This window comes from Alkalihalobacillus sp. MEB130 (assembly GCF_032335535.1).
Lineage (GTDB): Bacteria > Bacillota > Bacilli > Bacillales > Bacillaceae_D > Halalkalibacter.
This window is the reverse complement of sequence record NZ_JAOANA010000003.1, coordinates 311780-336235: the sequence shown is the minus strand read 5'-3', so window position 1 is coordinate 336235 and position 24456 is coordinate 311780. Positions and strand designations below refer to the sequence as shown.

The window sequence follows — 24456 nt, the reverse complement described above, 5'->3', positions numbered from 1 at the left end:
AGAAGGGGGTGACACATGTCACTCCCTTCTTCTTTGATAAATAAATTCAACGATCCCACCAAAAATAAGCGCCAAAACAACACTAATTCCCTCTCCTAAACCAAAAACACTTTGCAGGAGAAAAAAGGATAAAATCGTGATTATCGTAAAGATCAAAATTCCCATTAAAGCCTTTCTCTTATACACCTATTCACACCCTCAATTCAACCGTTGTTGATTCTGCCATTGTTTCACATGTTCACGTTGTTTGGCAAGCCCTTTCTCTAACGGTACTTGAGGTGTAAAACGTAAAATTGTTGTAATTTTTTCTGTACTTAATGTTGTTTTAAACTGCTTGCTACCCCCACTTTCATCATGGCCAAGTAGGCGAAGTCCTTCATACCAAGCTCCTTCCTTTCCTGAAGATAAATGAAAAATCTCGTTTTTCTCTTTAATGCCTGCAGCAAGAATAAACGCTTCTACACAATCATTTACATAAAGAACATCTAAAGTAGAGCGGTCCATCTCAAAATCCGTTTTACCTAACAAAATTTGCTGATACGTCATATCTGATCTCTGCCACGGCCCATAAATAGTCGGCAAACGTAAAATGTGATACGTAATTCCTCTTTTTTTACATTCTTGCGCAAGCAGTCTCTCACTTGCTAACTTTGTAATCCCATAAGCAGTAGTAGGGTTGGTTGGTGTTCGCTCTGTGATTTGACCAGGCCTTTCCCCGTATACTTCGACAGTAGAAGCATAAATGATCTTACAATTTTTCGGAGTCGCTCCTACTAGCATCTTGGTTAAACTTACATTATTTTCAATGACTTTAGCCAACTTCGGCCATTTACTATCTGAAGAAGTTGCAGCAGCTAAATGAAAAATAACATCCACATCTTTTACTACTTTTTCTAGTTGAACATCTTCTAATCGTTTATCCATTAACGTTACAAGCGCATTTCTACCAATTCTAAGCCACTTTTCTTCCAATTCTTCTTTCTTTTCATCAGGAATTTGATCAATAATCACAACTTCTATTCCTTCCGAGAGTAAACGTTCTACTAAATGAAAACCGATAAATCCTAGCCCACCAGTGACAAGTGCTTTTCTCATGTGCATCTCACCCCTATTATCAACTTATGTATGGGGCTCTCTCATATGTCACAAAAGAGAAAGCCTATAAAATTACTTCGTATTTCTTGTAAAATGGAAAGGCTGATTGAGCTGCTTTATAAAATGATTTATCATTTCCGTGTATCCGTAAGTTAACAAAAATTTGCCGATTAGCTAACTCCTGCTGAAATGGTCTACTTTGTGTTTGAAGAGGAAAATGCTTTTCTTGTACATGGCAATGAATGGACAGTGGTGGAAGATCACTTTTCATTATAGATGGTGACAATTTTATGATTTTATTGGAGTTAACCTCTTGTAGAGGGAGTTGATATGCTTCGGCAATTTCTTTTTTAAATCGTTTAAAATAGAGTTTATTTTCTTGTTCTTGTGCAAAATAGGCTTCTAAAGAAAAACAAGGGTTCACAAAATAACAAGAACGAACTTTTCCTGAATAGGCTTGTAAAAAACGTATGGCAAGTAGAGCTCCACTTCCTTGTGCAAATAAATGAACTTTCGAATTTAATATTTCTTTCTTAAGTACAAGAGAATACAATTTCTCAAAAAGGTGAAAAGCTCTCGGACTTCCCCAATGTTGATTATAAAGAGATGACGCTACAACTGTATATCCTCTACTTAATAAATCATCTAAAAATTGGTTCTTCTCAGGATGGTGCTCCCAATCACTTGTATCTTTGTCAACAAGCATTCCATTGTTTCCAATTAAAAAAACCGCGAACCCATTTGGACGTTCTGGAAGATAGATGACGTTCCACTGTTCTTCTATGCGAAAAAAACGTGCACGTACCATGTTTTACGTCTCTCCCATCATTTCAAAAGTAGTATCTTTACTACGTTATGCAAGAAAGCGAAAAATGGAAGTAAAAAGAATGAAATTATAAAAATGTCCCACTAAAAACCCCTTTTTCTTCTGTTATGCTCGTTGAAGAAAAAGAGGTTCATCGAGAAAAGACCCAAAGGGAAGATCGCCCTTTGCCATATTTCATCCGAACCCCTTGCGGTGGCTCCTCTTGTTGCGCGCCTTTTAGGAGAAGATCACTCCTAAATGGCTTAAAAGATGGCAACGGCTCCGCTCACCGCATAGAGAAAAGACCCAAAGGGAAGATCACCCTTTGCCATATTCAGTCCGAACCCCTTGCGGTGGCTCCTCTCGTTGCGCGCCTTTTAGGAGAAGATCACTCCTAAATGGCTTAAAAGATGGCAACGGCTCCGCTCACCGCATAGAGAAAAGACCCAAAGGGAAGATCACCCTTTGGGTCTTTTCTCTATAGTCCTGCTTTTGGTTTTGACTTTGGTGTCCATTTTCGGTTATGGTTTTGCGTATCAGGGAACGTATCTCCCGCTTCCATTTTTAATGATTTAGGATCTTGAACCATATCTCCGGTTTCACCAATTTCAACATAAATTCCGTTATTCGGTGCTTTTTGACCTGGTTCAAATAGTCGACTTTGACCCATGACAGCATCCCTCCTTCCATCATTAGAATGCCCATATGGCTTCTAATCATGACAAGAGGATTAGGAGTTCGTTAAGAGTGCCAATAAAATTGCTTTTTGAGCATGAAGTCGATTTTCCGCTTGATCATACACAACAGAATGTGTACCATCGATGATGTCCGCCGATACTTCTTCACCACGGTGAGCTGGTAAGCAATGTAAGAAGATAAAATCGTCCTTTGCTAACGCAGCAAGTTCGGTATTTACTTGGTATTCGTTAAATTGCTTCATTCTCTCATCTTGTTCTTGTTCATATCCCATACTAGCCCACACATCTGTATAAATAACATCTGCATCTTTTACAGCTTCTTTAGCATCATTCGTTTGAATAAGCGTAGCTCCCGTTTCTTCTGCTGCTTTCTTTGCTTTTTCAAAGATATCTTTATCTACTTCATAGCCGACTGGCGTAGCAATGCTTACATCCATTCCTACTTTTGCACCTGCCGCTAGAAGTGAGTGTGCGACATTATTGCCATCACCTACATAGGCAAGTTTTAACCCTTTTAAGACTTTTTTGTGTTCATAAATCGTTAGCAAATCAGCCATTGCTTGACAAGGATGATAGGCATCTGTCAGGGCATTAATAACAGGAACCGATGCATGCTCTGCTAACTCACAAACAAGCTCATGTGAATTTGTGCGGATCATAATGGCATCAACGTAACGAGATAAGACATTTGCTGTATCCTTTACTGGTTCTCCTCTACCTATTTGCATGTCACGGGGACTCAAAAACAGAGCGTGCCCACCTAATTGTGTCATGCCTACCTCAAAAGAGACACGAGTTCGTGTAGAAGCATTCTCAAAGATCATTCCTAATGATTGACCCTTTAATGCATCTGCATATTGGGCTTTGTTTTGTTTAATCTCTAGAGCATTTCTTAGCAATGCTTCTATTTCATTTGGTTTATAGTCAAGTAGTGTAAGAAAATCACGTCCATAAAACGTTTTATTTTCAATTGCTGCGTTCATCTAGAGTCACGTCCCTTTACTTAATAAGTTCCTTTTCTTTCTGCCACCAGTCTTGAATAGCCTGGTATTGGATTTCTTTTACATGAAGCCCTTTTAACATAATGTCTAATGTAGTCAATTCTGATATAACAGAGCAACGCTGTCTAAGTGCTTCTTGACGATATTGTGTGCCATCTTTTGTTCCTAACTTAGGTAAACTGATAAGAGCAATTGCTTCATCTGTCTGAACCCAGTTAGCAAAATCATCAGTCACTAAAGAGAACCCTAGTTTTTGTAACGATTTAGCAAATGGTTCAAAATCATTTGTAAATTCATCTGCAATATCAATATAGATAGACCCTTTTTGTGTAAATAATTTCGGCTTTGACTGTTGAGACCAAACAAATGCTTTTAGAAAAGCTTCTTCAAGATGTGCACCCATGCTCATTAACTCTCCGGTTGATTTCATTTCTGCCTCTAAAATAGGATCAAGCCCCGCCAGCTTTTGGTACGAGAAGACTGGTGCCTTTACCGTATAAAAATGAGGTTCCGGCAATGTACGGTGGAAAAGTCCCATCTCCTCAAGTTTTTGTCCTAAAAGCAGCTTAACAGTATAGTCAATCAATGATTCATTCGAAATTTTACTTAAGATCGGCACAGTTCTTGATGCACGAGGATTGATTTCGATTACGTATAATTGATCTTCAAATAAGACAAATTGAATATTGAAGATTCCCTTAAAGTCCATGCCTGCAGCAATTTGCTCTGTATAATCAGTTACAAGATCCTTTACAGTTTGCGAAAGCGAGTATGGTGGGGTTACTGCAATGCTATCGCCTGAATGCACTCCAGCACGTTCAACATGTTGGAACATTCCTGCAATACATACACTTTCCCCATCTGTTAATGCATCTACTTCTAATTCAGTCCCAGGATAATAGGCATCAATTAATAGTGGAAACTGTGCATAATATTCTTCATCTTCTAAATAAGAGACAAACTCCGCTTCCGATTGAAAGAGCATCATGCCCTGACCACCAATGACATAAGAAGGTCTAATTAACACTGGATACCCAATTTGAGCTGCTTTTTCTAATGCTTCCGTTTCATTTGTCGCCGTTACACCTGGAATATGCGGAACATTCACTTGTTGCATAAAGGAGTAAAACCGTCCGCGATCTTCTAACTGATCAATGGTATCAAGGTTCGTTCCATATAATTTCACGCCAGCTTTTTCTAATCCTTCAACTAGTGAAATAGCTGTTTGACCTCCTAATTGAACGATAACCCCTTCTACTTGTTCTAAATCAATGACATTTAGAACGTCCTCTACTGTTAACGGTTCAAAGTAAAGACGGTCAGCCGTCGCGTAATCCGTACTTACTGTTTCAGGATTATTATTCATCATAATCGCTTCATATCCAAGACGATGTAGACTTTGAATTCCTTGAACAGAACAATAATCAAATTCAATTCCCTGACCAATTCGAATAGGTCCAGATCCTATTAATAATATCTTCTTTTTACCTGATTGAGGGATTCTATCATGCTCTCCAGACCAACTTGAATAAAAGTAAGCTGTTGATGCGGTAAACTCACCGGCACACGTATCCACCATTTTATACGAAGGAGTAATGTGAAGAGCTTTTCGCTTTTCCCGAACTTCCTCTTCAGTAACTCCCCAAACGCCCGCTAACCACTCATCCGTAAATCCCGCTTTTTTATAAAGATGCAATTGTTCTGTTGTTATGTTAGTAAAACTTTCTTCTTTGCTTTGAGTTTCCAATTGAATTAAACGCTCAAACGATTGTAAGAAAAACGCATCGATACCTGTTGCTTCATGTAACGTTTGACGAGAATAGCCTCTTCTTATTAATTCTAGCAAGACAAAGAATCGACGATCATCAGCCTCTTTTACTAACTGCATTAATTCGTCATCTGACTTTTTCGTTACAGAAGGTAAGTCTAATCCATTTGTTTTAAGTTCCAAAGATCGAACGGCTTTTTGAATTCCTGCTTCTAGATTGCGTTCGATTGCCATAACTTCACCCGTTGCCTTCATTTGTGTTCCAAGCTTACGCTCAGCATGAACAAATTTATCAAAAGGCCAACGTGGAAATTTTACAATGACATAATCAAGAGCGGGCTCAAAGCTAGCATAAGTATGTCCTGTTACAGGGTTAATAATTTCGTGTAAATCATAACCAATGCTTACTTTTGCAGCCATACGTGCAATAGGATAGCCTGTAGCTTTAGATGCAAGAGCAGATGAACGACTTACACGAGGATTTACTTCAATTAAATAATATTGCTTGCTTTTAGGATCTAGTGCGAACTGAATGTTACATCCACCAACAATCCCTAGTGCTCGAATTATTTTCACAGAGCACGTACGTAGCATTTGATATTCAACATCAGTTAAGGTTTGTGATGGAGCAACAACGATCGAGTCACCCGTATGAATACCGACTGGATCAATATTTTCCATATTACAAATCGTAATACAAGTATCATTTTTATCGCGCATAACTTCATATTCAATTTCTTTGAAACCCGCAATACTCTTTTCAATTAAACATTGATTAATAGGACTAAGAGAAAGCCCTCCTTTAATAATTGTTTTTAATTCAGCTTCATTTGAAGCGATCCCTCCACCTGCTCCTCCAAGTGTGTAAGCAGGACGAACAATAATGGGATACCCAACAATGTTTGCAAATTCAACAGCTGCTTCACTAGTTGTCACAATATCACTCTCAGGAACAGGCTCATTTAATTCTTGCATTAGAGCTCGAAACGCTTCACGATCTTCGCCTTTTTTTATAGACTCGATTGGCGTACCTAGTAAATCAACTTGATATTTTGCTAGAATGCCTTTATCGTGAAGATCCATCGCTAAATTTAAACCAGTCTGGCCGCCTAAAGTAGCTAAAATGCCATCAGGCTTTTCTTTTTGTATAATGGCTTCCACGCTTTCGACAGTCAGAGGTTCGAAATACACGCGATCTGCACATGATTCATCAGTCATAACTGTTGCAGGATTGTTATTTATAAGAATGACTTCAATTCCTTCTTCTTTAAGAGCCAGACAGGCTTGTGTTCCTGCATAATCAAATTCTGCTGCTTGCCCAATGACTATTGGACCTGAGCCAATAACAAGGACTTTCTGTAGCTGTTGATGTTTAGGCATATGCTTTCTCTCTCCCCTTATTACGTAGCATTTCTATAAATGTATAGAAGAGTTGTTCACTATCAGACGGTCCAGGATGAGCTTCTGGATGAAACTGAACCGTAAAGACTGGGTACTGTTTATGAATCAGTCCTTCAATCGAACGATCATTAATATTCATAAATTTCGCTTCAAAACCTGTTCCTTCGAGTGAGTCTTCATTTACTACATAGCTATGATTTTGTGATGTCATATAAACTTTATTCGAAACTAAATCCATTACTGGTTGGTTCGCTCCACGATGACCAAACGTTAACTTCTCTGTATCCGCGCCAAAAGCAAGAGCAAGTAGTTGATGTCCTAAGCAAATACCCATTGTCGGGTAATGTATGGCTACCTTTTTAATATTCGGAAGAAGCTCTGTTAATTGTTTGGGATTACCCGGTCCATTTGTATACATAACTCCGTCTGGTTTAAGCAGTGAAATAGCCTCAAATGACGTGTTGTAAGGAACAAGAGTTACTTTACAACCAAGCTCGACCAATGAGTCCAAAATTGATTTCTTGTATCCAAAATCAACCATTACGATATGATGATCTCCATCTCCATACGTTTTGATTTCTTTCGTTGAGACTTCTGGAACAACTTCCTGTTGTCCAAGTGGCAAGGAGCTCTCAAACGAAACAGCTTTTGGATCGGTAGTAATAATTGCTCGCATATCGCCCTGTTCTCGTATCCGCTTCACAATTGCTCTTGTATCAATTCCTGATACGAGAGCAATTGATTGCTTTTCACAATAGGATACGAGAGATGAACTTGATTCGTAGTGGAATCCCTCTTCTGATACTTCACTTACAAGCAAAGCATTCACTTGAGGATCTACACTTTCAAAATCAATATCGTTAATCCCGTAGTTTCCTATTAACGGATACGTGAACACGACCATTTGCCCTTTAAAAGATGGATCACTTAACACCTCTTGGTAACCTGACATCCCTGTAAAAAATACGATCTCTCCATGTACTTCCTGATTCTCTCCATGAAGAATTCCTTCAAATACTTCACCGTTTTCTAATACAACGTATCCTTTCATCTGATTCCCTCCACCCATTGACGAATACTTATACTTTAGTTTCAATTTTTATACATGCTTCCTTTATTTAAAATCACTACCAGAAATGGAGTGATTCTTATTCAAATTAACTATTTACACTCTGCTTTTGTTCTACCTTCGAAAATACTGTTGTTAAAATTTCACTAGCCCGTTCCAACTCATTTTGAGTTGTCACAAGTGGTGGTAAAATTCGAAGTACTTTCGGACCTGCTGGTAAAACAAGTAAGCCCTCTTCGATACAAGCTGATATTATAGGTGCCACTTCGGTTTCACAAGCTATCCCAATCATGAATCCTTTTCCACGAACTTCTTCAACAATTTTAAATTTGCTTAATTTTTGTTCTAATTCTGCTTTAAACCATTCTCCTTTTTCTTGAACTGATTGAAGCATTTCTGGTTTAAACACTTCTTGTAATACAGCTTTTGCAGCAGCCATCGCTAGTGGATTGCCACCAAATGTTGAGCCGTGACTTCCAGGTGAAAAGGCTTCTTTTAATGACTCTTTACCAATTAAAGCTCCTACCGGAAATCCATTTCCTAGTCCTTTTGCTACAGTAACAATATCAGGTGATAAGTTTAATTGCTTATATGCAAATGTTGTACCTGTACGACCAATTCCCGTCTGTACTTCATCGATAATGAGTAAACAACCGTAGTGGTCACAAACTTGTTTGAGTGCCTCTGCGTATTGCTCATTCATAAGACGAATACCGCCCTCACCTTGAATCACTTCGACCATAACCGCTGCTGTTTTTTCTGTTACTGCATTCTGAAGAGCTGCTACATCATTCATTTCAACATACGTAAACTCCGTCAAAAGCGGACCAAAACCTTGATGAATTTTATCTTGACCAGTTGCTGCCATACTTCCAAGCGTCCGACCGTGAAATGAATTTCTCAAACTCACAATATGATGTTTGCCTGTTGCCTTTCTTGCCAACTTAATTGCTGCTTCATTTGCTTCTGCCCCACTGTTACAGAAGAAGACATAATCTCCGTCGCTATGCTCAACCAGTATTTGAGCAACCTCTTCTTGCCCTTTTATTTGAAACAAATTAGAAACGTGCCATAATTTGTTCAGCTGTTGTTCGACTGCTGAAATGACTTTAGGATGGCAATGTCCTAAATTACAAACAGCAATACCTGAAATAAAATCTAAATATTCCTTACCATTACCATCAATTAATTTCGCGCCAAGTCCTTTTTCAGGAGCAATGTCCCACCTAGCATATGTTGGAAATAGTGCACTCATTTTGGTCCTCCTTACGAAACGTATAGCTTCATCTTAGATTTCAATATTGTTGTTCCTTGAACAGAACCGTCTTTTCCAACTTGTGTGGATTTTCCATTCATAATCATAACGGATTGAATATTCCCTGTTAGTGTTGATAATGCAGCTCTCACTTTCGGAAGCATACCACCGTATATGGTTCCATCAGCTATATAGGTTTCTATTTCATCTGCTGTTACTTTATCAAGGCACTTACCATCTTTTAAGATTCCGTCCACATCTGTCACAAATACCAATTGCTCTGCACCTAGTTCTTTCGCAATTGCTGCTGCTGCACTATCTGCGTTCACATTATAGTGAGTACCATCAGCATTCATCCCAATCGGTGCAATGACTGGGATCATATTAAGTTCCATTAAAGAACAGAGTAAATTCGTGTTTACTTTCGTTGGTTCACCAACGTATCCAAGCATTCCTTCATTTACTGGCTTCACTTCAATCAATTGACCATCGCACCCTGATAAGCCAACTGCCTGCCCTCCAGCTTGATGAATACTTGTAACCACTTGTTTATTCACTTTCCCGCATAAAACCATTTCAGCCGTATCCAACACATCTACCGTCGTCTTTCGAAGTCCATCTACAAATTCAGATTTAATATCTAGCTTTTGCAAAAGTTGATTAATAGCAGGACCACCGCCATGAACAATAATCGGGTGTTTGCCACTTTGTTGCATATTCACGACACTTTTGAAAAACTCTTCTGACAATTCAGCAATGGTACTTCCCCCACACTTTATAACGACAACATCTTTCACTTTTTTCCCCTCCCGAATCGGCTTTCCTTATGTTCTATAACCAGCGTTAATTCTCACATAATCATAAGACAGATCACAGCCCCACGCCTTGCCTTTTCCTTCTCCGACATGTAAATCAACATGAATGACAACTGTATCGTTCTTTTCCATATATGATTTTGCATCTTCTTCAGAAAATGAAATAGGTTGACTGTTAACGAGTGTTTGAATAGGACCAATAGCAATATCAATCGTATCTGGATCAATTTCACACCCACTGTACCCTACCGCACAAATAATTCTTCCCCAGTTTGCATCTGTACCATAAACAGCTGATTTTACTAAATCAGACCCTACTATTTTCTTTGCGACTTTCCCAGCTTCTTCATCAGTATGCGCGCCTTTTACTTGGACTTCGATTAATTTCGTAGCTCCTTCTCCATCACGAGCAATTTGTTTTGCTAACGATTCACACGTTTCTTTTAAAGCTAGATAAAAGCCATCCCAATCTGGATGTGATGGTGAGAGCGCCTCATTTTCTGCTAAACCAGAAGCCATAACGACTACCATATCGTTTGTTGATGTATCTCCATCAACCGTGATTCGATTAAACGTCTGATTTGTAATGGAGGAAAGCGCTTGTTGCAAGACGTCTGAATCTATATGTGCATCTGTTGTAACAAATGAAAGCATTGTCGCCATATTTGGATTAATCATACCTGAGCCTTTAGCAACTCCACCGATAGAAATCGTCTTGCCATCAACGACGGTTTGATAGCAAACTTTTTTGTTAATTGTATCTGTTGTTAAAATCGCATGATTAAACATTTCTGCTGCTTCTAGTGTTGATTCCGGTTCTAATTGCTTTATGCCAGGAATGATTTTATCCATCGGTAAGTATTCACCAATTACTCCAGTTGATGTCACAGCTACATAATGTGAAGAGATTCCAAAGTGGGCAGCACTTTCATTTCTCATTGTATAGGCATCTTCCAACCCTCTTTTTCCCGTACAAGCATTGGCATTTCCGCTATTTACTACTAATGCTTGAATTTTTCCTTCTTTTGCAATTGATTCTTTCGTTACTTTTAACGGTGCAGCTTGGATTCTATTACATGTATAGACAGCAGCCGTATTAGCTGGAACTTCACAATATATGACTCCAAGATCAAGTCTTTTACGTTTTACCCCGGTATGTAACCCGATTGCCGAGAAGCCTTTAGGGGTTACGATACTTCCATTTTCTAATTCAGTAACTGCTGGTGCATTTGCTATGCCTTTCATGAGATGACCACCTTCCATTATGGGTACATCGGAACGAGAGCTAACCCTGTATTCTCTTCGAATCCGTTCATTATATTAAAGTTTTGAATTGCTTGCCCTGAAGCTCCTTTTACGACATTGTCGATAACCGATACAACTGTAATTCTTCCTGTTCGTTCGTCGTAGGTTACCCCTATATCACAGTAGTTGCTTCCATATACTTCTTTTGTAGCTGGATACACTCCGTCTGGTCGGATTCTGACAAAGGCTTCATTTCTATATGCTTCTTCATATATATCACGTAAATGCTTCTCCGTAAGTGGACGTTTGGCTTTTGCATAAATGGTCGCCATAATCCCTCGAACCATTGGCACTAAATGCGGCTGAAATGTTACATTTGGAATCGACTCATCCCATTCTTGCAGGTTTTGTTCAATTTCAGGGATATGTTTATGTTGATTAATTTGATATATTTTAAAGTTTTCATTCATTTCACTAAAATGAGTGATGGCTGATGGTGATCTTCCTGCACCAGATGTACCTGACTTCGCATCAATAATGATCGAATCTTCTTCAATTACCTTATTTTTCACAAGTGGAGCCAGACCTAACAGCGTAGCTGTTGGATAACATCCAGGATTAGAGATTATTTGTGCCTGTTTAATCTTTTCTCGATTCCATTCTGGCAATCCGTAAACAGCCTTCTTAATTAACGACTCAGATGCGGCTTCACGTTTGTACCACTTCTCATAAACCGTTGGATCTTGTAACCTCAAATCCCCTGATAAATCAATAACTTGACAACCTGCCTTGGCAATTTTCCCGGACCATTCAGCTGATACTCCAGGAGGTGTCGCTAAAAATACAACATCCACCTCATTTTTTAATGATGTTTCATCTATGGTACGCAATGTTTGATTATATATATTAGAAACGTGAGGGTATGAATCTTGTATATTCATACCTTCTTTTGATGATGAATACAAAACAACCTCTTGAACATGAGGATGTTGGTTCAATAACCTTAACAATTCTGCGCCACCATAACCTGTAGCCCCGATAATACCAACTCTCATATTTCCCTCTCCCTACATTTCTTTGTCTTCTCTTTTTGATCTTGGTACTCATTATATCTATGTATAAAAATTAATTCAACTGTATTTTTATTTTATTTTCGCCTATTTTCCATTCGCACAAAATCATTTCCAAGCTGCCCATCAATTGTTCCATCTTTCAACTATTTTTTTTAATGAAAGTACCAACTCCGAATCAGTATACTAACCTAATTTTTTATTGTGTCTGTCTAACTCACACTCATTTTTAAGGAATTACATATAAAAGGATCTAATCTAAAAAAAGACACTTACGAAAATTTCGTAAGTGTCTTACTTTCTATTCATTAAGGGAATCAAATTGATCATAGATAATATTTTTCGTAGCCTCCATTTGATCACCCCACAGATCATTTACTTGATGGTAGACATAGTTGCCATCGCGATCTAAAATACTAATTCCTCTGTATGACATGTTATCATTTTTCATTTTAACATGCTCAAGAACGATATAGTCTAGGTCTGATAAAAACGTAAACGTAAACGCGCCGGCTTCTTTTAATCTTTTAGAATTGTCTGGAGTATCTGTACTAATTGCATAGATATCTGCATCTAATTCGTTAAATAGATCTAAGTTTTCCTGCAACTGAACCAGTTGCTGTTGACACAATCCTCAGCCAACTTCTGTAAAGTGAAACAAAATCGTTGCCCGTTCTTTATTTGTAAGAGAAACTTCCTCTCCATTTTCATTTACAACTGTTAATTCACCTTCTACTTGTCCATCATTTGAGCCACAAGCACTTAGAATTAGACAAAATGCTGCAATGATTAAAAATAAAGCCATGTTCTGTTTTCTTCCTACACCCATCGTATGCACCTCCGCTCCTAAAGCTACCGATAACAGCATACTCTGTCAACAAAAAGACATTACTGTACCGTTTCTAGCAAATCTTTGATAATACTATCTTGATTCGTTTGTAAGCCGTCATACCTACGGATAACCTGACCATTTGGATCCACTAAAAAGAAGCTCGTACTATGAATGACGTCATCTCCATCTGGTTGAACCGTTGATTTAAAGCTCTCACGGGAAAACTCTGCTATTTCATCAACTGTGTACCCTGTTAAAAACTGCCATGATTCAAAGTCTGCCCCAACATTTGTTCCATAAGAGTAGAGTTGTTCAACTGTATCTCTTTCGGGATCAACTGAGAAGGAGACAAATGACATGTCGATTCCCTCTTCTTGCATCGAACCTTGAAGTCGCTGCATATTTGGTGTCATCGTTAAACAAACAGAAGGACAATGAGTAAATACCATATTCGCTAACCAATATTGTCCTTCTAGTTGCTCTGTTCCATATGCGTTCCCTTCTTGATTTATAAACTCAAAGGGTAGTACTTCGGCTCCAGCCTGTGAAAAATCATACTCAGAGGAACTACCACTTCCTACTTGATAAACCCATCCACAGCCACTTAATACGAATAATGCTAGCATGATGACAATTGCTTGTTTCATCTTTTAAACCTCTTTCTTACGGTTTTGCCGTCGGTATATCACTAATGGTTAACGCTCCATCTTGTTGTTTTTCCTTCTTTAACCACTGCTTAAACACATACCCAATTGTAAAGCCGTATGTTATTTCCTGCATAACTTTCATTAAAACACCTGCTAGTTGCTGATCCATTCTAGCCTCTAAAAAAGTAAACGAATCTGGACCAGAAAGAAGCCCCATCGGCACTGCCGTTCCTGCTGGTAAACAATAAGCCATAACTTGTGCCCAAATCGTTGGGTCCGTGTATGTTTGATAAAGAGTTGTAGGTGCAAAAATAATTAATGCACAAGCAGGCGTAATCAAAATACCATTCGCAAAGATATATCCGACTCTTCGTAGATCAGATAAAGGAAAGGCACTTGGTAACGGAGCAATCATATGCCACCACATTAATGCAGCTGCAAACAACAACAAATACTCATACATACTGTGTAACACCACAGACTGCATCAAAGTATCAAACATAAATGGGACATGGTAGAATGAAAACAGGCCGTTAAATAGAAATAATGCTACAATCGGACTCCAAATCACACGAAAAATTCGTTCTGTGACAGGAGATCGAAAACGATCGACCATTGCTTGAAAGAACCAAGAAGGAATGGCCAATAAAAAGAGAGGCGTAGCAATAAAATAAGCAAAGACCATTTGTGTCATGTGAAAGCTTATCATAATATGTCCGGCAATATAAAGTGGACTCCCCCATCCAATATATAAAGCAAGCAACGCTAGTACAAAATACACCTTTTGTCTCGTTCGAACAGGAGCAGATCCCTTAAAACGAGAGCGCCATCTTGTAATCAATAAAAAATAAAGAATTCCTATTACAAGTAACCCAAGTAACAACTCTGGTGTCCATAGAGCTCGAAAACCAAAGTTTTCAAATAATACACTCACTACTTCGCCCTCCTTTTTGGAGAATTTACATTAAAGCATGTCTATCATAACATAGATGTAATAAATAAAAATTGAACGAATAAGGAAAATTTAATGGTGAGATTGTTTAAAAATACCCATTTTCAATTCCGGTATTTATCAAGAACATCCTCTATTTTCCTATACCTACTATATCCATATTGAAGGGAAGATTTCGATGTCAAACCAACACTTAATTGCACTTGATTTAGACGGTACACTTTTAACCGATGAAAAAACCATCTCTCCTCGAACGAAAAAAGTGATCGCCAAAGCTAGAGAGAAAGGACATATCGTTACCATATCAACTGGACGACCTTACCGAGCTAGCAGTCAATACTATCACGAATTAAATCTAGACACTGCTATTGTCAATTTCAATGGAGCCTTTGTCCACCACCCATCTGATAAAAGTTTCGGTACGTATCATTCCCCACTTGATTTACCGACCGCTAAGACTGTAATAGAAACATGTGAAGCCTTTAATGTTAGCAATATTATGGTGGAAGTGATTGACGACTTCTACTTGCGCAATTTTGATGAAGTTTTTGTAGAAACCTTTCTTTCTGGTCAAAATCCAGTCGATCATGGAAACTTATTACATATTCTAAAAGACGATCCGACATGTGTCTTAATTCACCCAAAAGATGAGCACGTTCAGGAACTTCGTAATCTCCTTGTTGATGCTCATGCAGAAGTGATTGATCAACGAGTCTGGGGTGCACCTTGGAATGTCATTGAAATAGTAAAAGCTGGTATGAACAAAGCTGTAGGCTTACAAAAGGTGGCAGACTTTTACCAGATCCCTAAAGAGCGCATTATTGCTTTTGGAGATGAAGACAATGACTTTGAAATGATTGAATATGCCGGTCAAGGTGTAGCCATGGGGAATGGAATTGAGGAATTGAAAAATCTAGCTAATTCTATCACGTTAACAAATGAAGAAGATGGAATTGCCGTTTATTTAGAAGAAGCACTAAACTTACGCTAATCCCTCAGAATGAAATGCCAGTATGTGGGTACGTTAGAAACGTATCAATCACAATACTGAAGGGGTTAAAAGCATGAGAGAGAATCAATCAAAAAAACAAGACGAAAAAGATCAAGTCCAACCTCCAAACGCAGAGAAAATGGATATTGTGACAATGGGAGACATGTCTCTTGAAAAAGCCGAGCGCCTCCATTTTAAGAAGCCCGAATTAGGCGGTGACCACTAATGGACACACACTACACGTTTCAAGATGCGAGAGAGTCTATTGCGCGATTTGAATTATTAGCTTTAGTTGCCGAAACAGACGTTCAAGAGAGGCTGTTATGAAAGAATGGGAGCGGGCAAAATCAACATTACATTCAGCCTTTTCTCAATCTTCGCCAGCAGAACAAGACCAATTGATTTATATGCAAGATCAGTTACAAAGTTTTACTGAGACTAACTTGGAGTCATACTGACCCAGTAGTGTAAATGGAAGCCGCTCGGATGATCCTGTCCGAGCGTTTTCGTGTTACTTCGATTCATGAAATGCAATTGGAAAAACTTAAATTATATAAAATCCTTATTTAGTTTAAACTTCCAATATTTTCGTATCTACTCAGCATCTTTGTTTTGTGTTACGCTTGGATTACTATCTAATTTTGTTTTGATTTTAGGGGGAACTTGTTACATGGTCAAGGTGTATGAGGTGAATAAAGAAGTCGATATTCAATTTAAACGACGTATTGCTGATTTATTTATGGGTCAATTGGATCACATTGGACCTACAAATGCGTATGATCAATTAATTGCTACCATTGATCTAGCCCTGAAAGAAGATTCACAAGCTCATATTTTTGTCGCAGAAAAAGAACAGACTCTTGTTGGAGCCGCGTTTCTTAACGTAGCATTAAGCATTGATAAGGGTGGTCATTATATTTGGTTAAATGATCTGTACGTTCACAAGGAGCACCGTAACCAAGGAATTGCAAAGAAAATCCTCTTAAAGGTTATTTATTGGGCAGAACAAGAACAAATTAAAGGCATTGAACTTGAAACAGGAATAAACAACGAAGCAACAAAAGCCCTCTACAATTCTCTAGGATTCTACGATATCATCTCCAAACGCTACGGCTTCCGGTTCTAGAGGATGAACAAAAAGGTGATCTTTCCTTTTTGTTCATCCTCTTGCAATGTGCGAAGCCGCTGCTTTCTCTTAAGCCGAAAGGAGTGCTCTTCTCCTTTCGGCGTGCAGCGTGCGGAGCCATTGCGGTTGTCATCTTCTTAAAGTCCTAACTTGCTCTTACTAACGTTCCCATTTCCGCTTCTCCTCTTCTCAACAACGCTACTTCCCCTTTCTAACGTCCCCATTTCCATTTTCGCTCTTCTCAACGACGCTACTTCCCCTTTCTAACGTCCCCATTTCCATTTTCCCTCTTCTCAACAACGCTACTTCCCCTTTCTAACGTCCCCATTTCCATTTTCCCTCTTCTCAACAACGCTACTTCCCCTTTCTAACGTCCCCATTTCCATTTTCGCTCTTCTCAACGACGCTACTTCCCCTTTCTAACGTCCCCATTTCCGCTTTTTCTCTTCTCCACAACACTACTATCTCCAGACCTTAGTTTCTTTCTTTTCAACTTCTCTCCCTCCCTTTCTACTAGTAAAAAGCATGTATAACTAAAAATTTCTCGCGCCCATTTCTGCTGAAACTGGGCGTTTTACTTCTTTTTTCAGATTATTCAACATATGATATAGCAACCATAACCTTATCAATGCGAAGCTGTCAAAGGAGTGTGTAATCATTATGATGAGAGATTCGTTTGTTGAAGTGGAGTTTTCCGATGTCTATATCGAGCTATCAAAACCAGCGCTACACCAATTTATAAAAAAAATGATGAGCCAACATTATTCGCTCTTTTGGCGATATGATGCAAAAACGATTTATCTCATGGTCGAACTTGAGGAATCCGTTCACGAGCTCCCTTTTATCCGAAATGCAGAATTTCTCACCCTTTCAGCTGACAGTCTTCATGTTTATGATGATGTGTTAGCAAGTTCGCTTGAGAAACTACTTCAACATGAAAAAGGCAATGGCATTGTAAAACGTTCCACAGAAGGCCCTCTCTATATTACTTCGTACCAATCTGGTGATATTGAGTCGATGATCGAAATTGATGGGAGTGAAAAGGTCATGATGAACCGAAATGGATCGATGATTCAGTACAAAGATGATGGGAAGTCACTTGAGCCGAGAACAATTTATAATATGATGAATCTAGAAATTGATTATGTGCTAATGGAACTTCATGAAGCTCTAATCGATTCAGACGAATGGTTAATTGATTCTCATAAAAAGAAATTAAAAAAGCTATTGTCTAGGCGCGAACAAGTTGAACAACTTCTATAATCAATGAACAACTTCATTTCGCTGATAAACGTAACAGCGAAAAATGCAAGCACAGTTTTCCAGGTGCTTGCATTTTTTCGGGACCACTAATTCCTCCTCATTCAAAAAAGGTAAGACAAATCCCTTGTGGCCATAAGAACATTCCCTTACAATCAAATTGATATTTATTCCAATTTGATCCGATTTCAAGAAAGGGAGAACAACATGTCCACGACTGCACTATCTAATCAACGAACTCCTTTCGCACGAGGAATGATAGCAGGTTCGTCAATTGCCATAGGATATTTACCTGCCGCCCTAACGTTTGGGTTGCTTGCCCGAAGTACAGGCTTATCATTTCTAGAAACGTTAGCTATGAGCGTATTTGTTTATGCGGGTGCTGCTCAATATATGGCACTTACTCTAATCGCGATGGGAACAGGAGCTTTTGAAATCATTTTTACAACATTTATCGTAAATATACGCCATCTTCTCATGAGTGCGTCTGTGCGTGAGCGGATAGAAGATGACCATCCCATTATTAAAGCTTTATACTCTTTTGGGATAACGGACGAAGTATTTGCTGTTACGACTACACAGGAAGGCCATGTAAGAACAGGGTTTGTCGTTGGAGTAGCTACTATAGCTTACATAAGTTGGGTCTTAAATTCTGGCATCGGTTATTTTGTCGGTTCCATCTTGCCATCTACGTTGCAACAAAGTATGGGAATCGCTTTGTATGCTATGTTTATAGCCCTGCTCATGCCTTCTCTAAAAAAGCATCGAAAGGTTCTCTTTTTAGCATTAAGTGCAGCCATTTTAAATAGTCTCTTCTCTCTTTTCCTTCCATTTGGCTGGTCTATTATTTTGGCTACTTTGATTGCTTCAGCTGGGATGGAATGGATATACCAGAAAGGGGGGAATCCTACATGAATATGACTATGATGTTCATTATTGCAGGAATGGCACTTGTTACATACATACCACGAATGCTTCCTCTCGTATTTTTGAACGTGGAAAAAATTCCTCCATGGGTACAAGCAATTTTACGTAATGTTCCTTATGCCGCCTTAGGTGCATTGATTTTCCCTGGGATTCTTACCGTGAGTGAGAATATCTGGTACGGCATAATTGGAGGCGTAACGGCTTTAATTGTTGCCTATTTAGGAGCGAACTTAATCATTGTTGTTATGAGCAGTATTGTTGTCCTTATGTTTGTATCGTTAGTTATCTAACATGCTTCGTTATATATAGTTTTTTTCTCATTAAAGAATGTCCACTTATTAAAGCCGCAATGGATCTCATATTATCCAAAGCGGCTTTTTTCTACTTTTCCTTCCCAAGTCGAAAATGCTCTCTTTCCCTTTATCTCTCTTTTCCTATAGATTTGAAGAAGAAATTTCAGCTAATCAGTCTGTTCGCTTTCCTTCTCTTACTGAAAACGATACAATGAAAGAATGGAATTTTCTAAAAAGAGGTGAGACTTTTATGAATAGCTCGCTTTTTCAAGAAGAGTCGGAATTATATCTTGAGCTTGAAAAAGATATCACTCATACATATCAACTACTTACATCCTCAAGATATGTAAATAATCGAAACCTTGAACTAGTTTGTAACGATGCCAAAAATCGAGTAAACAAACCTAATCGAGACGAACCTTGGGTAGCTCTTCTCGTTTACATGAGAGGAATCTATACCTACACATTATTAAAAGGGAATTATCAGGAATTCGAGCGCAGATTCTCTTATTTTTTTCAGTCTCTTAGTCATGACATTCTCGATTTAGTGAGAAACATTGAACCGAGTCAATACCGACAGTTTATTAACAAATTGCTAAACCTTGTCATTGAAAATCAACAAAGGCAATTAGCTCCATGGCCATCTCTTCTTTTACAATTGGTACAACAAATGCCTACGGAGCATATCGACGCAGCATACAGTCGTTTAACAAAGAAGATTGATACAGTAACATGTTCACGAGAACTGGCTCTTACATATAGCTATCTTGCTTTATTAGCAGGAAAAGAAATGACAGCTTTAACCGTCCTACAACAGATAGGGAATTCCCTTAAAGAGGTTGAGGCAACCTTACATTTCCAATTATTAAAAGAGCGAGGGCGCTGGCGAACAATGAAGCAATGGGTTCATACGTTGTACGCCAAAAAGAAAAACAGTCATTATGGGTCTTTACAGAAATATGTAGATGAGATGAACTCGGTATTACCAGTAAGTTCAAAAGAGCAAGAGCTTATTTGGGAAAGATGGTTATTATCTCCTAACTTTGAACGATTTCAAACGTATAGCAAGCATCTTTCATTAGAACAGCAAGAAGATTTGCTTGATCGATTATTACCAGAACTCGAACAACGTCTTCATCAACTTGAAGCTGCAAAAACGTATGAAAAACTATTACTTCATTACAAGAAGTATGAAGTAGCCGTTAGGTATTTATTAAAACATGAACGGGATCCACTAAGATTGCGAGAAGAAAAAGTACAACTATTGCAGGCGATCCAATCACATGATATTGCATTAGCTAGACCTGTCTATCATCAATTTATTGTTAGGCTAGTAGAAAAAAAGTCGCGAATTTACTATGAGCAAGCTGCTTCTTATTTAAAAGAACTTCAATCATTGTATGTCGAGGAAGAAGATCAAATCCTTTTTGCCTCGTATGTAAAACGATTAAAGAAAATGTATCGAACGTACCGAGCGTTTGTTGAGGAGATGAAGCGAATTGGCCTCTAAGATCATTATTCATGGTGGATGGTTAGATGAACAATTTTTCATTTGGGGAGAGCGCCCTCCAACATCGCGCTTTGACCAAATTGTGAACTTTCAATACCCTTTTTTGCATTCACCATTCGAGCTAAAACTTCACCTATTTCAATTTGATCAACGATCATTTTACGGGACTTTTATTGAAACAGATAAAGCGATTATTGACGTCCCTATTCAATCAAGAGTGTACTCTTCACTAGCCGGTGAAATGACGGTATATCAAGCTCAAGAAAATATGAATCAATATTCGTTTCCATTAGAAGGGCTTGTCTTTTCAATCGATACACTAGTCGGCTATTTTCCACTTTTTCAAACATGGAAAAAAGAAAAAGACATCGAACTTGCTCCGGACTTTTTGAGATGGATGGATCTATTTTCGTCTATTCAGCAATCGATAACAGATGGCGCCTTCTCTCCTACAGCATCAGGACAATGGCAATTGGAAGACTTCGTGGCACAGGCATGGCTTGATTACATTCCTTTATCAGGGAGAGCAATTCGAGAAAATACGGCTTATATACAAAATCAATCAACAGGTATTACGACACCATCACAGTTAGAAAACCTTGTTACGCTCATAACTGATTCGATGATTCGCTCGCTTCTTCAAGAGTCATCCGTTCATGAAGCGTACTCAAATTGGCAATCAACGATAGATGAGAAGTGGATGCCGCTTGTTAGCCAGCTAAAAGAAGTCGGAAAGGTAGAGACTTCCTTAACAAACGAAGTATTTCAGCAACAAATTGGTCTTCTTCAAACAAAACCTTTTATTTCTGGATTGGCGTTAAAAGAACCCGATTCTAAAAATGGTGCTTGGAAAGTCTCTCTTTGTATGGTGGATCGCAGACGCACCTCTCTAATGGTTGAGATGGATCAATTAGAAAAAGGAGAGCATCCTTGGCGAGAAAACCCTATTGCTCAGCTAAAAATTGACTTAAAGAAAGCTCAAGAGAAACTGGATGTACTAAAACCATTACGGATTTCTGCACCTACTTTGTTGTTACAACCTGAAGAAGCATATGAACTGTTTACGATATCAGATGACTGGTTAAAACAAATAGGTTTCCATCTTATCGTCCCTAAATGGATGACAGAGAAGAAAAAGCCGCAAGTTAAGCTAACCATACAACAACCAGAAAAGAATAGTGCTCAAAGCGAACCCCTTCTTGATTGGCAAAGTGTTGCTTCCTTTACATATGATGTAGCTCTAGGGGATCAAAAAATCAGTAAAAAAGAATTTGAAGAATTCGTTGATGGGCAACGTCCTTTTTTATATACGAATGGAGAGTGGATGGCATGGGACCGTTCATTAGCCGATAAACTACTTACTTATTTAGAGGGAATGGAAGAGGGAACTTCCTTTTTAGAAGCATGGCGCCTTGATCAACTAGAGGACGAGTTAGAGTTCGAATCAGATATCGACTTCGATGTGTCCTGGGGAAGTGAATTAACCAAATCAATAAAAGAACTATATACATCTTCTCCTTCTTTAATTCAAATTCCAACCGAACTTAAAGGAGAGTTGAGACATTATCAACATGAAGGAGTATCATGGCTTGCTCATTTGAGACGAAGTGGATTTGGTGGGTGTTTGGCAGATGATATGGGTCTTGGAAAATCAATTCAAACCATTGCCTATATTCTCTATGTTCTAAAAAAACAGCAAGAAGCTGGTACGAAAAAGATCCCATTTTTACTCATTTGTCCAACATCTTTATTATACAATTGGGTTCATGAATGTGAGCAGTTCGCTCCTTCCCTCCGAGTCTTTGTCCATCATGGTCCAACTCGACTTAATGAGGAAGAGTTACACGTATCTAAGTGGGATGTGATCATTACATCTTATCAATTGATTGTGCGCGATACAGACCTTTTTCAGGATTTCACATGGAATGGTTTGATACTAGATGAAGCACAGCATATTAAGAACATTGAAACAAAGCAAAGAAGAGTCATAAAAAAGCTTCAAGCTACGCATCGAATTGCGTTAACCGGGACACCTATTGAAAATCGACTAAGAGAATTGTGGTCATTGTTAGATGTACTAAATCCTGCTTATTTAGGAACCTATCATGATTTTCAAACAACCTTTATGAAGCCCATTGAGCGGGATAGAGATGAAGAACAATTAAAAAAGTTACAGAAATTAATACACCCTCTCATTTTGAGACGAAAAAAATCAGACGAGTCTTTACAACTTGGTCTTCCAAAAAAAGAGGAAAAAGTACATCATGTTCACTTGTCTGTTGAACAAGCAGCTCTCTATCAAGCTGTCGTAGATGATATTGTCGAGAAGCTTTCCGAGGTCTCAGCTTTTGAAAGACGCGCCCTTATTCTGCGAAGTCTAACAAAGCTGAAACAAATCTGTAACCATCCAGCTCACTTTCTTAAGGAGCGTTCACTCGAGGAACACGAATCTGGCAAATGGGATGAATGTTTCAAACTCATTGAAAACCTCTATGATAAGAAAGAAAAGGTTTTAATTTTTTCTCAATACAAAGAAATGGGCTCATTATTAGCAAATGCTCTGGAAGACCGTTTCCAACAAACGGTTCCGTTTTTACACGGTAGTTTGACGAGAAAGAAAAGACAAGAAGCGATACAAGCGTTTCAATCAAACGAACATATCAACTTTTTTGTTCTTTCATTAAAAGCAGGTGGAGTTGGGTTAAACTTAACAGCAGCAACCAATGTGATTCATTATGATCGCTGGTGGAACCCTGCTGTTGAGAATCAAGCAACCGATCGCGCTTATCGAATTGGACAAACAAAAGACGTAACGGTTCACAAACTTGTTACGACTGGCACACTTGAAGAACGCATTGATAAAATGCTTTTAAAGAAACAAGAATTAGCTGATCAAATATTAGCTGCAGGAGAACAGCGTGTTACCGAGCTATCAAATGATGAAATTATTGAACTGATTCAACTGACGGTCCCTACTAGAAAGGGGTAATATAATTGGCGAAACAAGAAATGAACAAAGCTCCATTTTGGTATGGAAAAGATATGAATATGCCAAACTCAAAGCGATTGACTTCTGACCCTTCGGAAGACGAAAAGTATGAAGCCTTAAAACAGGCCATACGTGAAGAGGCGAGGCAAAAATGGTTTTCAGTCGAGCATGAGTAATATAAAAGGCGCGAAAGAAATCAGTTGACTTCTTTCGCGCCTTGCATTATTTATTCAATTGTGACATTCACTTGCTTTTCGAATGTTCCATCTTCTGTCCAAGTCTCTCCATCAATAGCTGCTAAAACAAGTTGTGCTTCAAGAGTGTATGCCCCTTTAGGAATATCCTCTACATTAATTCTCTCTTGAAATTCCATTGATTCACCAGGCTCAAATGTTTCATGTACAAGGGCCATTGTAAACATTCTTCCATCAGAATAACGATACACCTCTGTCCCATCTTCCGCAACTAAGACAAGCTCATATTTTTGCCCAGAAGAAAAATCGATCGTAGCGGCTTGTTCTTGGTTGTTTTTAATAAGCAGGGTTACAACTAACTCCTTATCTATTTGTTCAGCCTCAACTGTAAAAATCCAATTAGAATCTGTCACTCCCTCATCTCCTTCTCCATTTGAAAGAGGTGCAGTCGCTCCTTGTCCACATGCGCTGAGTAACAAAACTATAGACAAAAGCCAAGATAATCTTCTCATA

Annotated in this window: 26 protein-coding genes; 10 read left to right on the top strand and 16 right to left on the bottom strand. The window is 38.5% G+C overall.

Features of this window, described 5'->3' with window-relative positions:
* Positions 1-18: 18 nt before the first annotated feature.
* The 15 genes from N0O92_RS05195 to ctaG form a co-directional block, all read right to left on the bottom strand.
* Positions 19-186, bottom strand: coding sequence for a hypothetical protein (locus N0O92_RS05195; protein WP_315613590.1), 168 nt, complete (start codon positions 184-186; stop codon positions 19-21).
* A 12-nt stretch (positions 187-198) separates the two neighbouring features.
* Positions 199-1095, bottom strand: coding sequence for an NAD-dependent epimerase/dehydratase family protein (locus N0O92_RS05190; protein ID WP_315613589.1), 897 nt, complete (start codon positions 1093-1095; stop codon positions 199-201).
* A 64-nt stretch (positions 1096-1159) separates the two neighbouring features.
* On the bottom strand, positions 1160-1903 hold the full coding sequence (locus N0O92_RS05185; protein ID WP_315613586.1) for an alpha/beta hydrolase: 744 nt from the start codon (positions 1901-1903) through the stop codon (positions 1160-1162).
* 475 nt (positions 1904-2378) lie between these two features.
* Positions 2379-2570, bottom strand: coding sequence for a YjzC family protein (locus tag N0O92_RS05180; protein WP_315613585.1), 192 nt, complete (start codon positions 2568-2570; stop codon positions 2379-2381).
* 60 nt (positions 2571-2630) lie between these two features.
* The gene (gene argF / locus N0O92_RS05175; protein WP_315613583.1) at positions 2631-3581 is read right to left on the bottom strand and encodes an ornithine carbamoyltransferase; all 951 of its coding nucleotides are present in this window, start codon (positions 3579-3581) and stop codon (positions 2631-2633) included.
* A gap of 16 nt (positions 3582-3597) precedes the next feature.
* Positions 3598-6747 carry a carbamoyl-phosphate synthase (glutamine-hydrolyzing) large subunit gene (locus N0O92_RS05170; protein ID WP_315613582.1) on the bottom strand — a complete coding sequence of 1050 codons (3150 nt, stop codon included), beginning with the start codon at positions 6745-6747 and terminating at the stop codon, positions 3598-3600.
* Positions 6740-7819, bottom strand: a complete 1080-nt coding sequence (locus N0O92_RS05165) for a carbamoyl phosphate synthase small subunit (RefSeq protein ID WP_315613581.1) — start codon at positions 7817-7819, stop codon at positions 6740-6742. The genes N0O92_RS05170 and N0O92_RS05165 overlap by 8 nt, the downstream gene beginning before the upstream one ends.
* Before the next feature lie 106 nt (positions 7820-7925).
* Positions 7926-9092 carry an acetylornithine transaminase gene (locus N0O92_RS05160; protein WP_315613580.1) on the bottom strand — a complete coding sequence of 389 codons (1167 nt, stop codon included), beginning with the start codon at positions 9090-9092 and terminating at the stop codon, positions 7926-7928.
* A gap of 11 nt (positions 9093-9103) precedes the next feature.
* Positions 9104-9889, bottom strand: a complete 786-nt coding sequence (argB, locus tag N0O92_RS05155) for an acetylglutamate kinase (RefSeq protein ID WP_315613579.1) — start codon at positions 9887-9889, stop codon at positions 9104-9106.
* Between the two features lie 27 nt (positions 9890-9916).
* Positions 9917-11152, bottom strand: a complete 1236-nt coding sequence (gene argJ / locus N0O92_RS05150) for a bifunctional glutamate N-acetyltransferase/amino-acid acetyltransferase ArgJ (protein ID WP_315613578.1) — start codon at positions 11150-11152, stop codon at positions 9917-9919.
* Positions 11153-11169: 17 nt separating this feature from the next.
* Complete coding sequence (argC, locus tag N0O92_RS05145; RefSeq protein WP_315613577.1) at positions 11170-12207, bottom strand: N-acetyl-gamma-glutamyl-phosphate reductase; 1038 nt, start codon at positions 12205-12207, stop codon at positions 11170-11172.
* 316 nt (positions 12208-12523) lie between these two features.
* Entirely contained in the window at positions 12524-12853 is a 330-nt protein-coding gene (locus tag N0O92_RS05140) for a redoxin domain-containing protein (protein WP_315613576.1), read from the bottom strand.
* Positions 12854-12856: 3 nt separating this feature from the next.
* Positions 12857-13051, bottom strand: coding sequence for a hypothetical protein (locus N0O92_RS05135; protein WP_315613575.1), 195 nt, complete (start codon positions 13049-13051; stop codon positions 12857-12859).
* A gap of 59 nt (positions 13052-13110) precedes the next feature.
* Positions 13111-13701 carry an SCO family protein gene (locus N0O92_RS05130; protein ID WP_315613574.1) on the bottom strand — a complete coding sequence of 197 codons (591 nt, stop codon included), beginning with the start codon at positions 13699-13701 and terminating at the stop codon, positions 13111-13113.
* 16 nt (positions 13702-13717) lie between these two features.
* Positions 13718-14635: a cytochrome c oxidase assembly factor CtaG gene (gene ctaG / locus N0O92_RS05125; RefSeq protein ID WP_315613573.1), complete on the bottom strand. Its 918-nt coding sequence runs from the start codon at positions 14633-14635 to the stop codon at positions 13718-13720.
* Between the two features lie 196 nt (positions 14636-14831).
* Between ctaG and N0O92_RS05120 the strand changes: the two genes are divergently transcribed.
* The 10 genes from N0O92_RS05120 (at position 14832) to N0O92_RS05075 (ending at position 23925) form a co-directional block, all read left to right on the top strand.
* Entirely contained in the window at positions 14832-15644 is an 813-nt protein-coding gene (locus N0O92_RS05120) for a Cof-type HAD-IIB family hydrolase (protein WP_315613572.1), read from the top strand.
* 73 nt (positions 15645-15717) lie between these two features.
* Complete coding sequence (locus N0O92_RS05115; RefSeq protein WP_315613571.1) at positions 15718-15870, top strand: hypothetical protein; 153 nt, start codon at positions 15718-15720, stop codon at positions 15868-15870.
* 97 nt (positions 15871-15967) lie between these two features.
* Positions 15968-16102 (top strand): DUF3813 domain-containing protein, encoded by a 135-nt coding sequence (locus tag N0O92_RS05110; RefSeq protein WP_315613570.1) that lies wholly within the window; start codon positions 15968-15970, stop codon positions 16100-16102.
* A gap of 212 nt (positions 16103-16314) precedes the next feature.
* Positions 16315-16770, top strand: coding sequence for a GNAT family N-acetyltransferase (locus N0O92_RS05105; protein WP_315613569.1), 456 nt, complete (start codon positions 16315-16317; stop codon positions 16768-16770).
* Between the two features lie 660 nt (positions 16771-17430).
* Complete coding sequence (locus N0O92_RS05100) at positions 17431-18033, top strand: hypothetical protein (protein ID WP_315613568.1); 603 nt, start codon at positions 17431-17433, stop codon at positions 18031-18033.
* Positions 18034-18237: 204 nt separating this feature from the next.
* Complete coding sequence (locus N0O92_RS05095; protein WP_315613567.1) at positions 18238-18945, top strand: AzlC family ABC transporter permease; 708 nt, start codon at positions 18238-18240, stop codon at positions 18943-18945.
* On the top strand, positions 18942-19247 hold the full coding sequence (locus N0O92_RS05090; protein ID WP_315613566.1) for an AzlD domain-containing protein: 306 nt from the start codon (positions 18942-18944) through the stop codon (positions 19245-19247). Before N0O92_RS05095 ends, N0O92_RS05090 begins: the two co-directional genes overlap by 4 nt.
* A 253-nt stretch (positions 19248-19500) precedes the next feature.
* Complete coding sequence (locus N0O92_RS05085; RefSeq protein ID WP_315613565.1) at positions 19501-20760, top strand: hypothetical protein; 1260 nt, start codon at positions 19501-19503, stop codon at positions 20758-20760.
* Positions 20750-23749: a DEAD/DEAH box helicase gene (locus N0O92_RS05080; protein ID WP_315613564.1), complete on the top strand. Its 3000-nt coding sequence runs from the start codon at positions 20750-20752 to the stop codon at positions 23747-23749. The genes N0O92_RS05085 and N0O92_RS05080 overlap by 11 nt, the downstream gene beginning before the upstream one ends.
* 5 nt (positions 23750-23754) lie before the next feature.
* A complete protein-coding gene (locus N0O92_RS05075; protein ID WP_315613563.1) occupies positions 23755-23925 on the top strand; it encodes a hypothetical protein in 171 nt (56 codons plus the stop codon).
* Positions 23926-23975: 50 nt separating this feature from the next.
* Here the strand turns inward: N0O92_RS05075 and N0O92_RS05070 are convergent, their stop codons facing one another.
* On the bottom strand, positions 23976-24455 hold the full coding sequence (locus N0O92_RS05070) for a BsuPI-related putative proteinase inhibitor (RefSeq protein ID WP_315613562.1): 480 nt from the start codon (positions 24453-24455) through the stop codon (positions 23976-23978).
* Between the last annotated feature and the right edge of the window lies 1 nt (position 24456).

Excerpts from the sequence above, each read along its gene's own strand:
- N0O92_RS05190 (WP_315613589.1), bottom strand. The coding sequence starts at position 1,095 with ATGAGAAAAGCACTTGTCACTGGTGGGCTAGGATTTATCGGTTTTCAT.
- N0O92_RS05185 (WP_315613586.1), bottom strand. The coding sequence starts at position 1,903 with ATGGTACGTGCACGTTTTTTTCGCATAGAAGAACAGTGGAACGTCATC.
- N0O92_RS05180 (WP_315613585.1), bottom strand. The coding sequence starts at position 2,570 with ATGGGTCAAAGTCGACTATTTGAACCAGGTCAAAAAGCACCGAATAAC.
- argF (WP_315613583.1), bottom strand. The coding sequence starts at position 3,581 with ATGAACGCAGCAATTGAAAATAAAACGTTTTATGGACGTGATTTTCTT.
- N0O92_RS05170 (WP_315613582.1), bottom strand. The coding sequence starts at position 6,747 with ATGCCTAAACATCAACAGCTACAGAAAGTCCTTGTTATTGGCTCAGGT.
- N0O92_RS05165 (WP_315613581.1), bottom strand. The coding sequence starts at position 7,819 with ATGAAAGGATACGTTGTATTAGAAAACGGTGAAGTATTTGAAGGAATT.
- N0O92_RS05160 (WP_315613580.1), bottom strand. The coding sequence starts at position 9,092 with ATGAGTGCACTATTTCCAACATATGCTAGGTGGGACATTGCTCCTGAA.
- argJ (WP_315613578.1), bottom strand. The coding sequence starts at position 11,152 with ATGAAAGGCATAGCAAATGCACCAGCAGTTACTGAATTAGAAAATGGA.
- argC (WP_315613577.1), bottom strand. The coding sequence starts at position 12,207 with ATGAGAGTTGGTATTATCGGGGCTACAGGTTATGGTGGCGCAGAATTG.
- N0O92_RS05135 (WP_315613575.1), bottom strand. The coding sequence starts at position 13,051 with ATGGGTGTAGGAAGAAAACAGAACATGGCTTTATTTTTAATCATTGCA.
- N0O92_RS05130 (WP_315613574.1), bottom strand. The coding sequence starts at position 13,701 with ATGAAACAAGCAATTGTCATCATGCTAGCATTATTCGTATTAAGTGGC.
- N0O92_RS05120 (WP_315613572.1), top strand. The coding sequence starts at position 14,832 with ATGTCAAACCAACACTTAATTGCACTTGATTTAGACGGTACACTTTTA.
- N0O92_RS05115 (WP_315613571.1), top strand. The coding sequence starts at position 15,718 with ATGAGAGAGAATCAATCAAAAAAACAAGACGAAAAAGATCAAGTCCAA.
- N0O92_RS05110 (WP_315613570.1), top strand. The coding sequence starts at position 15,968 with ATGAAAGAATGGGAGCGGGCAAAATCAACATTACATTCAGCCTTTTCT.
- N0O92_RS05105 (WP_315613569.1), top strand. The coding sequence starts at position 16,315 with ATGGTCAAGGTGTATGAGGTGAATAAAGAAGTCGATATTCAATTTAAA.
- N0O92_RS05100 (WP_315613568.1), top strand. The coding sequence starts at position 17,431 with ATGATGAGAGATTCGTTTGTTGAAGTGGAGTTTTCCGATGTCTATATC.
- N0O92_RS05095 (WP_315613567.1), top strand. The coding sequence starts at position 18,238 with ATGTCCACGACTGCACTATCTAATCAACGAACTCCTTTCGCACGAGGA.
- N0O92_RS05090 (WP_315613566.1), top strand. The coding sequence starts at position 18,942 with ATGAATATGACTATGATGTTCATTATTGCAGGAATGGCACTTGTTACA.
- N0O92_RS05085 (WP_315613565.1), top strand. The coding sequence starts at position 19,501 with ATGAATAGCTCGCTTTTTCAAGAAGAGTCGGAATTATATCTTGAGCTT.
- N0O92_RS05070 (WP_315613562.1), bottom strand. The coding sequence starts at position 24,455 with ATGAGAAGATTATCTTGGCTTTTGTCTATAGTTTTGTTACTCAGCGCA.